Genomic DNA, 544 nt, shown 5'->3' with positions numbered 1-544 from the left:
GCTTTTGTTTGTAAAAAATAAGAAAATTTAAAGGAGGATTAATCTTAACTATCAATCTTGCAAAAAATCACTTTAAATACACGGAATTAAAATATTAAAGGAATTGAATTTGTGTTAGAATGTGAAGAAGTAAACAAATGGGTTGTTCTGCAGATAGAATTGCAGTGAATGGAGTCAAATATGCATCAAATTGTTAGAATAGCTATATGTTTTTCATAAAAAAAGGATGGTTTATGGAATCTATATCAATTACTTTAACTTTACGAAGATTGTTTCTTACAGTTATTTATTTTTACTAAGAGTTATCGAAGGAAAATTAGGGTTTATATTTCCAAGATTGGATAAAAAGTTAGTAACCGTACCTTTGGATATAGTACAACAGTAGGTGGAGTAAAATTATAGTGTGAATTTTGAGTCTGTGGTTATAATATTATCTATTGATTTAAAAAATGAGAGACTTAGAAAATGTTTAATTATTTACTAGAAATTTTTCTTTTGATTTATTCAATACATTTAGTATTAAAATTTAGAATGACGTATAAAA

It is taken from the genome of Lactococcus sp. UBA7128, assembly GCF_002492185.1.
GTDB lineage: Bacteria > Bacillota > Bacilli > Lactobacillales > Streptococcaceae > Lactococcus > Lactococcus muris.
This window is presented reverse-complemented; position numbering follows the sequence as displayed.